Consider the following 11,892-nt stretch of genomic DNA (forward strand, 5'->3'; position numbering starts at 1 on the left):
GCCAGACTTCTAGTCGGGCGCGGTGTCGACCATGACGCAGTCGCGACCGCCGCGCTTGGCTGCGTACAGGGCGCGGTCGGCGGCGCCGATCAGGGCGGCGGCGTCGGCCCCGTGCAGCCAGCCCGGCGCCTGGCCCGTGCTGGCCACGCCGATGCTGACGGTGACGTGCGGCCCGGCGCTGGCGGCGCCGTGGCATATGCGCTGCTGCGCCACCAGCTGGCGCAGGGCCGTCGCCACTTGCAGCGCCTGCTGCGCCGGCGTCTCCGGCAGGATCACGGCAAACTCCTCGCCGCCGTAGCGGGCCAGCAGTTCGAGCGGGCGTTGCAGGCGCGCGGCGAGTGCGCCGGCCACCCTGACCAGGGTGTCGTCGCCCTGCTGGTGGCCGTAGTGGTCGTTGTAGGCCTTGAAAAAATCGATGTCGATCATCAGCAACGAGAGCGGCTTGCCGGCGCGGCGGGCGCGGCGGATCTCCTTGTTGAGCACCTGGTCGAAATGGCGCCGGTTGGCGATCCCCGTCAGGCCATCGGACATCGACTGCTCGCGCAAGGCGAGGGCATGGGTGCGCAGCAGTCTCTCGCGCAGCACGGCGGCGCTGACATCGTTGATCTGGATCAGGCAGTGGCGCGTGCTGCCCAGGTCGGCGCCGGCCACTTCGAACGGCGTCACCGCGATCGCCTGGCGCATGCGGCAGCCGCCGTCGCGGGCGGCGCGGTCGGCAAACAGCGCCAGCGGCGCCTTGTGCAGCGATTGCGACAGCAGGGCGGGAAAATTGTCGAGCAGGGCCTGACGCACGGCCGATTCGAGCCGGCGCCCCGCCTGCTCGGGGAACAGGACGAAAAAATCGCGTCCCAGCGCGGCGCCGGCGTCATGCCGGCTGTGGCGGTTCATCCAGTCGTTCCACAACACCACCCGGTGCTCGCGGTCGAGCACCACGGCGCCGATGTCGAGGGTGTGAAACACGCTGGCCAGCAGGCCGGCGGCGGTGGCGCGATGGTCCATCTCAGCGGCCCGCCGCCGGCAGCAGGCGCGCCAGCCAGCCGTCGACCTGCGCGCGCAGCTCCTCGAACGCGCCCAGGTCCAGCACGAAGGCGATATACCCATGGATGCGGTGCGTCGCCAGCGCCAGGTCGATGTGCAGCATCAGCACCACGGGACTGCGCCCCGGCTCGGCCGCGCTGGCGCCCAGGATGACGGCACTGCTGGCCAGTTGCACCACTGGCAGCGAGCCGCGCAGCTCCTGGTCGAACAGGCTGGCCAGGGTGCCGACGCAGCAGTTGAGAACGATGTTGCCGATTTCGCCCATCGCTTCCTGCTCCATCTCCGTCAACTCCTCGAACGGCACGGCGTCGCCCACCATCAGGCGCACGATGTCGAGGCTCTTGTCTTCGGCGAACATGACGATGGCCTCGGTGCGAAAACTGCCCTCGTAGTGCTGGCGCACGCCGCACACGCGCGTATCGTCGCCGGCCAGCAGCGCGCCGGCCGCGGCGCGGTCGAGAAAACGCAGGGTCGGCACCGACATCGTCACTTCATCGCCGACGATGTCGCTCAGCGCATTGGCGGCCTGGCCGACGCCGATGTTGAACAGTTCGACGAGGGCGTCGTGCTGCAGCGCGCTCAGAATCAGCATGATCAGCCCAGCGCGTCGAGCAGGGCGCCGATGCGTTGCTCCGTCATGGGCTTGGCCAGAAAGCCCAGCCCCAGTTCGGCCGCGCGCCGCCGCGTCGCCATCTGCACATTGGCCGTCAGCAGCGAGATGTGGGCGTCCGGGCACAGCGCGCGCAGCGCGCTGGCGGCGGCCAGCCCGCCCATGCCGGGCATGTTCACGTCGAGCAGGATCAGGTCCGGTACCAGCACGCGCACGCGCTCGAGGGCGTCCTCGCCGCTGGCCGCTTCTTCCACGTGCCAGAAGCAGCGGCGCGCGAGAATGAACTGACGGGCCAGCAGGCGGGAAACGCGGCTGTCGTCGACAACGAGGACGGTCTTGGCAGGGGACATGGGAAAATCCTGTGGTGGCAGATAGGCCAGGCAATTCTGCCACGGCGCTCCCGCTAGTTTTTCCCAAAAGTAACTTCCTTTGCGCTGGCGCGGGTCGCTAATTGCCCTGCGACAAATTTATTGCCGTTTGCCGTGTCGATTGATCACCGCCGATCCGTTAAAATGGCGCCACTTCCGACTCTTCTCAAAGACTGCCACCATGACCCAGGACGAACTCAAACAGGCCGTTGCCGCCGCCGCCATTGCCTACGTGGTCGATGGCGAAATCATTGGCGTGGGCACCGGCTCGACCGCCAATTTCTTCATCGACGAACTGGCCCGCATCAAGCACCGCATCAAGGGCGCCGTCGCGTCCTCGGAAGCGACGGCGGCGCGCCTGCGCGGCCACGGCATCACCGTGTTCGACCTCAACGACGTCGCCGCGATTGCCGTCTACGTCGACGGCGCCGACGAGATCACGCCGGCCGGCGCGATGATCAAAGGCGGCGGCGCGGCGCTCACGCGCGAAAAAATCGTCGCCTCGGTGGCCGCGCGTTTCGTCTGCATCGCCGACGGCTCCAAGCTGGTCGACACGCTGGGCCGCTTCCCCTTGCCGGTGGAAGTGCTGCCGATGGCGCGCGCGGCCGTCATGCGCAAGCTGACGGCCCTGGGCGGCCAGCCGAAGCTGCGCCTGAAAGCGGGCAGCGACGCCGGCTTCATCACCGACAACGGCGGCGAAATCATCGACGTGGCCGGCCTGTCGATCAGCGACCCGGTGGCGCTCGAGCGCGAGATCAACCAGATCCCCGGCGTCATCGCCGTCGGCCTGTTCGCCCTGCGTGGCGCCGACGTCTGCCTGCTGGGCGAAGGCGACGGCGTGCGCACGCTGACGTTTTGAGCACCGCCGCGATCAGGCTGGCCCTCGCCGTCGGCCTGGCAACGCTGCTGGGCGGCTGCGCCGCGCCGCGCCAGCCGGTGCCGGCGGCGGCACCCGCGCCGGTCAATGCGATCGGCGACGGCGCCCTGCGCGGCGCCGATGGCGTGCTGATCGAGGCGCTGCCGTTTCGCCAGGGGGTCTCGTCGGTGACGGTCGAGCGCCTGGCCAAGGCCCAGGGCTGTGTCGGCGGCGAGGGCGCCAGCCTGGTGACGCCGCCCGGTCCCGTCGAAGTCTACAAGATGGTCTGCCAGTCGGGCCGCGTGTTCATGGCGCGCTGCGAACTGCGCCAGTGCCGGGCGCTGTAACAGCGTCCCCGCTTGAACGACAACGGCGCCCGCGGACGCCGTTGTTATTGAAGCATTGAAGCATTGAAGCGGGCGGGATTTATTCCGCTGGCGGCACGTAGCCCATGGCGGCATCGGCGCCTTCGCCGAAGAAATGCTTTTCCATTTGCGTGGCCAGGTATTTGCGGGCGCGCAGGTCGGCCAGGTTCAGGCGGTTTTCGTTGACCAGCATGGTCTGGTGCTTGAGCCAGGCGGCCCAGGCTTCCTTCGACACCGATTCGTAGATGCGCTTGCCCAGTTCACCCGGGTAAGGCGGAAAATCCAGACCTTCGGCCTCTTTGTTCAGTTTGACGCAGTGTACGGTGCGGGCCATGAGAAATCCTTATGCGGTAATGAATGATCGTCAAGCCGTGATTATAGAGGCTTAATGAGCACTTGTGATTTGCGCTGCCAGTTGTACATCTTCTGGCGGTCCTTCGGCAGGTCCTCGACGCTGGCGGGGACGAAACCACGCTTCTGGAACCAGTGCGAGGTGCGGGTGGTGAGCACGAACAGCTTGTTGTAGCCGGCCGCACGCGCGCGGTTTTCCATGTGGCGCAGGATGCGCTCGCCGTCGCCCTGGGTCTGCACTTCCGGGTTAACCGTCAGGCAGGCCATCTCCGCCATCTTCGAGGCGGGGAAGGGATACAGCGCGGCGCAGCCGAAAATGACGCCATCGTGCTCGATGACGGAAAAATTGTCGATCTCGCGCTCGATCAGTTCGCGGCCCCGCTTGACCAGGGTGCCGTCGGCCTCGAGCGGCTCGATCAGCTTGATGATGCCGCCGACGTCGTCGATGTTGGCCTTGCGCAGGCTTTCCAGGTTCTCGTGGGTGATCATGGTGCCCACGCCATCGTGGGTGAACAGTTCGAGCATGGCCGAGCCGTCCATGGCGAACGGCACGATGTGGGCCCGTTCGACGCCATTGCTGCACGCCTTGACCGCTTCCTTCAGGTAGTAGGCGGCGTCGCCCGGCAAAAAGCCCGCCTGCAGCACCGCTTCGGCCTGGTGCGAGGACAGCTCGCGAATCTCGGCACCGCCTTCGTCGACCATCATCGGCGTCTCGCTGATGAAAATGAGCTTGTCGGCGTGCAGGGCGATCGCGGCCGACACGGCCACGTCTTCCATGGTCAGGTTGAACACTTCGCCGGTGGGCGAAAAGCCCAGCGGCGAGAGCAGCACGATGCTGTCGGTGGCGAGGATCGGGTGGATCGTTTCGGCGGCCACCTTGCGGGTGATGCCGGTCAGCTCGAGGTCGACGCCGTCGATCACGCCCAGCGGGCGGGCGGTGACGAAGTTGCCGGAGATGATGCGAATGGCCGCGTTCGACATGGGCGTGTTCGGCAAACCCTGGCTGAAGGCGGCCTCGATGTCGAGCCGCAGTTCGCCGGCCGCTTCCTTGGCGCATTCGAGGGCGGCGGTGTCGGTGATGCGAATGCCGTTGTGAAAACGCCCCTCGACGTTACGCAGCGCCAGCTGCTCGGCCACCTGGGGGCGCGAGCCGTGCACGATGACCACGCGGATGCCCAGCGCGACGAGCAGCGACAGATCCTGGGCCAGCACGGTGAGGGCGCCGGCGACCACGAGTTCGCCGGGAAAGGCGACCACGAAGGTCTTGCCGCGAAAGGCGTGGATGTACGGCGCGACAGAGCGCAGCCACTGGACGAATTGGTGAGAGGTTTCCATTTGGCGCATTATAATTCGCTGCGCGACTTGCGCGTGAATTGCTGTATTAAAACCGTATAAAAACGTGCAAAACAATGTCAGATCATCGTAACAAACGCTCGCCGGCCGGTTCGGCGGAAAATGCCGGCCGTTCCGGCCGCGCTGCGCAAGCGCCCGCGCGCGCGCAGCGCCCGCCCCGTTCGCGCCAGGCCAATCCCCATCTGCCGGCGCCGGCGCCCACGCATATCCCCAACACGGCGTTGGCCGACGCCCTGCGCGCGCAGCCGGTGCGCCTGCCGCAGGCGCAGATGCCGGCGCGCGCGCCACGGCCGGCACCAGGCGCCGACGCCGTCGCCGTCGACCGCACTGACTTGCCTGCCCGCGCCGATGCGCAAGCGGCCGCGCCCCTGCAGGCGCGCGCCCCCCGCGAATCGCGCGAGGCGCGCGCGGCGCGCCAGGCGCTGCGCACGCCGCTGCCTGCGATTACCTTCCCCGAAGACTTGCCGGTATCGGGCCGGCGCGCCGAAATCGCCAAGGCGATCGTGGAAAACCAGGTCATCATCGTGTGCGGCGAAACCGGTTCCGGTAAAACCACCCAGCTGCCGAAAATCTGCCTGGAGCTGGGCCGCGGCCAGAAGGGCCTGATCGGCCACACCCAGCCGCGCCGGATCGCGGCCTCGTCGACCGCCAAGCGGATCGCCCAGGAACTCGGTTCGGCGCAAGGCGTGCACGTGGGTTTCAAGGTGCGCTTTACCGACACCTTGCAGCCGGGCGCCTCCGTCAAACTGATGACGGACGGCATCCTGCTGGCCGAGACCCAGACCGATCCGATGCTGCGCGCCTACGACACCATCATCATCGATGAGGCGCACGAGCGCAGCCTGAACATCGATTTCCTGCTCGGCTATTTAAAGCAGCTGCTGCCGCGCCGGCCCGATCTGAAAGTGATCATCACCTCGGCCACCATCGACGCCGAGCGCTTCGCGCGCCACTTCGGCAGCGCCGACAAGCCGGCCCCCGTGATCGAAGTGTCGGGCCGCCTGTACCAGGTGGAGGTGCGCTATCGCCCCGTCGAGCGCGAGCAGGTTCTCACCGGCGCCCCGGACACGGGCAAGGCGCCGCCGAAAGCCCAGGCCGCGCGCGAGAAGCGCGACCTGATGGACGCCGTCATCGACGCCGTCGATGAATTGAGCCGGCTCGGCTCGGGCGACGTGCTGGTGTTCCTGCCGGGCGAGCGCGAAATTCGCGACTGCGCCGAGGCGCTGCGCAAGCACCATCCGCCGCACGTGGAGATCCTGCCGCTGTTCGCCCGCCTGTCGGTGGAAGAGCAGGAGCGGGTTTTCAAGATATCGAGTGCGCGCCGGATCGTCCTGGCCACCAACGTCGCCGAGACCTCGCTGACGGTGCCGGGCATCCGTTACGTCGTCGATGCCGGCCTGGCGCGGGTAAAACGCTACAGTTTCAGGAACAAGGTCGAGCAGCTGCAGGTCGAGCCGATCGCCCAGTCGGCGGCCAACCAGCGCGCCGGCCGTTGCGGCCGCGTTGCCGACGGCGTCTGCATTCGCCTGTACGACGAGCAGGATTTCCTGCAGCGGCCCAAATTTACCGAGCCGGAGATCCTGCGCTCCTCGCTGGCCGCCGTCATCTTGCGCATGAAGTCGCTGCACCTGACCGACGTCGAGACCTTCCCCTTCATCGAGCCGCCGCAGGGCCGCGCGATCGCCGACGGCTACCAGCTGCTGCAGGAAGTGGGCGCCGTCGACGACGCCAACGTGCTCACGGCGCTGGGCCACAAGCTGGCACGCCTGCCGCTGGACCCGCGCGTGGGCCGGATGATCCTGGCGGCGCTGGAGAATGCGTGCCTGAGCGAGATGCTCGTCATCGCCTCGGCGCTGTCGGTGCAGGACCCGCGCGACCGCCCGATGGAACACCAGCAGGCGGCCGACGAAGCGCACAAGAAGTTCGCCGACGAGAAAAGCGAATTTCTGACGTACCTGAAAATCTGGCACTGGTTCGAAGAGGCCATCGGGCACAAGAAAACCAACCGCCAGCTGATGGAAACGTGCCGCAGCAATTTCCTCTCGCAGGTGCGCCTGCGCGAGTGGCGCGACGTCCATTCGCAACTGCTCACCATCGTCAAGGAGCAGGGCTGGCGCCTGAACGAACTGCCTGCCACCTACGAAAACCTGCACACGGCCCTGCTCACTGGCCTGCTGGGCAATATCGGTTTTAAAAGCGAAGACGAGCCGGGCGCCGGCTACCTGGGCGCGCGCGGCATCAAGTTCCACGTGTGGCCGGGATCGTCGCTGACCAAGAAGCCGGGCAAATGGGTGATGGCGGCCGAACTGGTCGAGACCACGCGCCTGTATGCGCGCACGCTGGCGAACATCGCGCCCGAGTGGATCGAGCGGGTCGGCGCCCACCTGCTGAAAAAATCGTGGGGCGAGCCACGCTGGGAAAAACGCGCCGCCCAGGTGACGGCGTCTGAACGCGCCACCCTGCACGGCCTGGTGATCTACAGCCAGCGCCGCATCAACTATGGCAATTTCAACCCCGTCGAAGCGCGCCAGATTTTTATCCAGGAGGCGCTCGTCGGTGGCGACTACGACACGCGCGCGCCGTTTTTCGCCCACAACCACAAGCTGGTCAAGGACATCGAAAACATCGAGCACAAGTCGCGCCGTCTCGACGTGCTGGTGGACGATCACCTGATCGCCGCCTTCTACGACAAGCTCATTCCCCTCGACGTCGTCAACGGCGCCGGTTTCGAGGCCTGGCACAAGCAGGTCACGCGCGACGATCCCAAGCTGCTGTTCCTCAATCGCGAAGAACTGATGCGCCACGAGGCGGCCGGCGTGACCACCGAGCTGTTCCCGAAAACGCTGACGGTGACGGGCATCGAGATGGCCCTGACGTACCACTTCGAGCCGGGCAGCCTGCGCGACGGCGTCACCCTGGCGGTGCCCCTGTTCGCGCTGAACCAGATCGCCCGCGAGCGCGCCGAGTGGCTGGTGCCGGGCATGCTGAAGGAAAAAGTCCACCTCTTGCTCAAGTCCCTGCCGCAGAAGCTGCGCCGCCACTGCGTGCCGCTGCCCGACTACGCGGCGCGCTTTTGCGAGCGCATGCAGGACAGCGGCCAGTTCGGCCGGGGCGACCTGATCGACGCGCTGATGCAGGACATCCGCGCGCAGACCAGCATGAGCGTGCTGTCGACCGATTTCAAGGTCGAGACCCTGCCGGCCCACCACTTCATGAATTTCAAGGTGATCGACGAGCATGGCCGCCAGCTCGAGATGGGCCGCAACCTGGCCACGCTGCAGGCCGAACTGGGCAAGGAAGCGCGCCAGAGTTTCCAGAAGCTGGCCGAAGCGGCGCCGGCGGTGCTGACGCCGGCGCCGGCGTCGTCGAACGCGCCGCAGACGGCGCCGGGCAAGGCGAAGGCGGCGCTGGCGCCGGCCGCGCCGCCGGTGACCGGCGCCCACACGGGCCTGACTTCCTGGAGCTTCGGCGAACTGCCCGAGCTGCTGGAGATCCCGCAAGGCAAGCTGACCCTGGTGGGCTTTCCCGCCCTGGTCGACAAGGGCAGCCACTGCGACCTGGAAGTGTTCGACGATCCCGCGGTGGCGGCGCGCACCCATCGCATCGGCCTGCGCCGCCTGTTTGCGCTGCAGTTGAAGGAGCAGCTCAAGTTCATCGAAAAGAACATCGCCGGCATGCAGCAGATGGGCATGCAGTTCATGGCGCTCGGTTCGCAGGAAGAACTGCGCGACCAGATTATCCAGAAGGCGATCGACATCGCCTGCCTGCAGGAGCCGCTGCCGAACGACGCGGCCGCGTTCAACCAGCGCAAGGACGCGGGCAAGTCGCGCCTGGGCCTGCTGGTCAACGAGATTGCCCGGCTGGTGGCGCAGGTGCTGGGCGAGTACCACGGCCTGCCCAAGCGCCTGCAGGGCTTGCCGGCGCCCGTGGTGGCCGATATCCAGGGCCAGTTGCAGGCGCTGGTGCACAAGCGCTTCGTCACCGACACCGATTACACGCAGTTGTCGCATTTCCCCCGTTATCTCAAGGCCATCAACGTGCGCCTGGAAAAACTGCGGGGCGATCCGGCCCGCGATGCGAAATCGATGGCCGAGTGGAGCAGCGCCGCCAGCCCCTTCCTGCGCATCGCGAAAATCCACGCCGGCAAGAACGTCGACCCGCGCATGACGGAATTTCGCTGGATGCTCGAAGAGTTGCGGGTGTCGCTGTATGCGCAGGAGCTGCGCACGCCCATGCCGGTGTCGGCCAAGCGCTTGCAGAAAGTGTGGGAGTCGATGCAGCGCTAAGCGTCACTGTTGCGTTCTCGCCCAAAGCGCGCTGGCGCACAGAATGGCTGTCGTCGCCGCTTTAGTCTGGTGGCAGACAGGAGACGATATGCTCATCACCGCACGCTGCAACAACGCCGGCCCGCTGGCCACCGCCATCCCCACCCGTTCGCTGGCGGCACGCCTGCTGGCGCGCCTGCGCAGGCTGCGATGGTAAAGCGGCGCACTTCCTTGCTGGGGGCGATGCTGCGCGTGGGCAAGCAGCAGCAGCGCTCGGCCGTGCGCATGCTGGGCGCGCTGATGGCGCCGCCGCCGGCCGCCGCCAAGCCACGCCGCCCGCGCACGGTGCGGCCGCCGCCGGCCGCCGCCGGCACCTGGCTGGCGCTGGGCTTTGCCAACCTGACGGGGCGCATGCGCTACTGGCTGTACCTGCCCGCCTGTGCCAGGGCTGGCGCGGACGGGCCGCTGCCGCTGGCCGTCATGCTGCACGGCTGCGATCAAACCGCCACCAGCTTCGCCGACGGCAGCCGCATGAATGCGCTGGCGGAAAAGGCCGGTTATGCCGTGCTGTACCCGCAGCAGTCGGCCACCAGCCACCCCCACCGTTGCTGGAAGTGGTATGACCGCGCCACCCAGCAGGGCGGCGGCGACGCCGAACTGATCGCGGGCGTGGTGCGGGCGGTGCTGGCGGCCTATCCCATCGACCGCCGCCGCGTGTACATCGGCGGCATCTCGGCCGGCGCCGCCATGGCCCAGATTGTCGCGCTCAACCATCCCGAGCTGTTTGCCGCGCTGGGCATGCACTCGGGCCCCGTGTTCGGCGCCGGCCACGGCGGCATGGGCGCGCTGGCCGTGATGCAGCATGGCGCCAGCGCGCGGGCCGGTGCCGCCATCGACGAGGTGTTGCTGCGCCAGCCGGGCCGGGCTTGCCTGCCCGCCATCGTCATCCACGGCGAGGACGATACGGTGGTGCGGCCCGTGAACCAGTTGCAAGTGGCGGAGCAGGCGCTGCAACTGAACGGCATGGGCGCGGGCAGCGCGGTGACGGAGAAGCTGACGGTCAAGCCGGCCACCCGGCGCACGCTGGGCTACCGCATGCGCGACCTGTACCGGGGCCGCAAGCTGATGCTGCGGGTGGTGCGCATCGCCGGCCTCGAGCATGCGTGGAGCGGCGGCGACGGCCGCTTCAAATTCAATTCGGCGGCGGGACCCGATGCCAGCAAGATGCTGCTGGATTTTTTTTCGCGCCACCAGCTCACATAAGCAGCAACAGCGCCGCCGCCACGCAGGTGGGCAGCAGGGCGCCCAGCAACAGGCCGCCCACCCCCACCGATTCGTCGCGAAAGCCCCGTCGCAGCAGCGCCACGCCGGCCGGATTGGGGGCGTTGGCGATGACGGTCAGGCCACCGCCGGCCACCGCGCCGGCCATCAGCATGTATTTTTCGCGATCGCCCAGGCCGACGATCAGCGAGCCCAGGTAAGTGAGGGCGGCGTTGTCGGTGACGGCGGTCAGGCCGAGGGCGCCGAAGAACAGGGCGGTGGGGCCCAGGCTGGCCACGACCGGCTGCAGCCACCACTGCTGCATGCCGCCCAGCACCACCAGGCCGGCCAGGAAAAATCCCACTAGCAGGCCTTCTTTCAAAATGAGGGGGTCCTGGTAGCGCTGGTAGGCCTGGGTAAAGCCGAAGAACAGCAGGAATAATCCCAGGAACAGCACCGGGTGATGGGCCAGCACCACCACGGCGGCCAGGAAGCCGATGTGGATCAGGGCCACCAGCGGCGGCACCGGCGCGGCGTCGCCGGGATCGGCGGCGGGCGCGGCCAGGTGGCGGCGCAGCAGGAAGCTGACGGCGCTGGCGTTGATCACAACGGCCAGCGCCGCCTTCCAGCCGAAGTTGGCGGCCATGAAGGCGCTGTCCCACTGCCAGGCGGTGGCCACCATCAGCACGGGCGGCGCGGCGTACGCGGTGAGGGTGCCGCCGATCGAGACGTTGACGAACAAGACCCCCAGCGCGCCGTATTTGAGCCACTCGGGGATGCCCTCGCGAAACACCAGCGGCGCCAGCATCAGCGCCGCCAGCGTCATCGCCGCCGGCTCCGTCACGAGCGAGCCCGACAGGGGCACCACGGCCAGGCACAACCAGACCAGCGCCAGTTCGGTGCGCACCGGCAACAGCCGCGCCAGCATTCCCAGCAAGCGGCGGATGGCGTCGAGCACGGGCCGCGAGGCGGCCACCACCATCACCACGAAGACGAACAGCGGTTCCGTGTAGTGGCGCGATTCGGCGTAGTCGACGGCGGCCTGGCTGCCGGCCAGCACGGCCATCACCGCCACCAGTACGAAGGCCCAGAAACCGAACACCACTTCGACTTCGCCGAGCAAGTGAAACAGGCCGGCGTGGCGGGGGTGGCGGCGGGCCAGCATTTCGAAACTCTTGGCGGCAAAGGTGTGAAGCAGGGCGAGGCCGAAGATGATGGCGCTGGCCAGTTGCAGGCGCTCCATCAGCGCACCCGCAGGGGACGGGGGGCGGGCAGGGCGGGTGGGCAAAATTGGGCGACGGGCATGGCGGTTCCAGGGATGAGCATGGGCCATTATTTCATTGTTTGGCAGGCGGCGGGGTAGCCTTCGCGCCGACCGGCCCGGCATCACCGTCACACAGGGCGCCAGGGCAGAGTGAGCGCTCGC

General features: G+C 67.7%; 10 protein-coding genes. 4 read left to right on the forward strand and 6 right to left on the reverse strand.

What is annotated here, in order from left to right:
- Window positions 1–9: 9 nt before the first annotated feature.
- From ACP7EY_RS03535 to ACP7EY_RS03545, 3 genes are read right to left on the reverse strand one after another with little or no spacing between them, the layout of a single operon-like run.
- A complete protein-coding gene (locus ACP7EY_RS03535; RefSeq protein ID WP_426190523.1) occupies window positions 10–999 on the reverse strand; it encodes a diguanylate cyclase in 990 nt (329 codons plus the stop codon).
- A 1-nt stretch (window position 1,000) separates the two neighbouring features.
- Window positions 1,001–1,630, reverse strand: coding sequence for a chemotaxis protein CheC (locus ACP7EY_RS03540; RefSeq protein WP_426190525.1), 630 nt, complete (start codon window positions 1,628–1,630; stop codon window positions 1,001–1,003).
- Between the two features lie 2 nt (window positions 1,631–1,632).
- Entirely contained in the window at window positions 1,633–1,998 is a 366-nt protein-coding gene (locus ACP7EY_RS03545) for a response regulator transcription factor (protein WP_426190527.1), read from the reverse strand.
- A 199-nt stretch (window positions 1,999–2,197) separates the two neighbouring features.
- Here ACP7EY_RS03545 and rpiA point away from each other — a divergent pair, with 199 nt between their 5' ends.
- The gene (gene rpiA / locus ACP7EY_RS03550) at window positions 2,198–2,875 is read left to right on the forward strand and encodes a ribose-5-phosphate isomerase RpiA (RefSeq protein WP_426190529.1); all 678 of its coding nucleotides are present in this window, start codon (window positions 2,198–2,200) and stop codon (window positions 2,873–2,875) included.
- Entirely contained in the window at window positions 2,872–3,219 is a 348-nt protein-coding gene (locus ACP7EY_RS03555) for a hypothetical protein (protein ID WP_426190531.1), read from the forward strand. The genes rpiA and ACP7EY_RS03555 overlap by 4 nt, the downstream gene beginning before the upstream one ends.
- Window positions 3,220–3,298: 79 nt before the next feature.
- Here the strand turns inward: ACP7EY_RS03555 and ACP7EY_RS03560 are convergent, their stop codons facing one another.
- Both ACP7EY_RS03560 and argA read right to left on the reverse strand, forming a co-directional pair.
- Window positions 3,299–3,571 (reverse strand): oxidative damage protection protein, encoded by a 273-nt coding sequence (locus ACP7EY_RS03560; protein WP_426190533.1) that lies wholly within the window; start codon window positions 3,569–3,571, stop codon window positions 3,299–3,301.
- Window positions 3,572–3,612: 41 nt separating this feature from the next.
- The gene (argA, locus tag ACP7EY_RS03565) at window positions 3,613–4,923 is read right to left on the reverse strand and encodes an amino-acid N-acetyltransferase (RefSeq protein ID WP_426190535.1); all 1,311 of its coding nucleotides are present in this window, start codon (window positions 4,921–4,923) and stop codon (window positions 3,613–3,615) included.
- 74 nt (window positions 4,924–4,997) lie between these two features.
- Here argA and hrpA point away from each other — a divergent pair, with 74 nt between their 5' ends.
- Window positions 4,998–9,227, forward strand: coding sequence for an ATP-dependent RNA helicase HrpA (gene hrpA, locus ACP7EY_RS03570; protein WP_426190537.1), 4,230 nt, complete (start codon window positions 4,998–5,000; stop codon window positions 9,225–9,227).
- Window positions 9,228–9,416: 189 nt separating this feature from the next.
- Window positions 9,417–10,469: an extracellular catalytic domain type 1 short-chain-length polyhydroxyalkanoate depolymerase gene (locus ACP7EY_RS03575; protein WP_426190538.1), complete on the forward strand. Its 1,053-nt coding sequence runs from the start codon at window positions 9,417–9,419 to the stop codon at window positions 10,467–10,469.
- Here ACP7EY_RS03575 and ACP7EY_RS03580 read toward each other — a convergent pair.
- Window positions 10,462–11,709 carry a putative Na+/H+ antiporter gene (locus ACP7EY_RS03580; RefSeq protein ID WP_426190540.1) on the reverse strand — a complete coding sequence of 416 codons (1,248 nt, stop codon included), beginning with the start codon at window positions 11,707–11,709 and terminating at the stop codon, window positions 10,462–10,464. The genes ACP7EY_RS03575 and ACP7EY_RS03580 overlap by 8 nt on opposite strands.
- Window positions 11,710–11,892: the final 183 nt, after the last annotated feature.

Origin of the sequence: Massilia sp. DWR3-1-1 (assembly GCF_049898325.1) — a bacterium.
In the GTDB taxonomy this organism is placed as follows: Bacteria; Pseudomonadota; Gammaproteobacteria; order Burkholderiales; family Burkholderiaceae_D; genus JAFCUW01.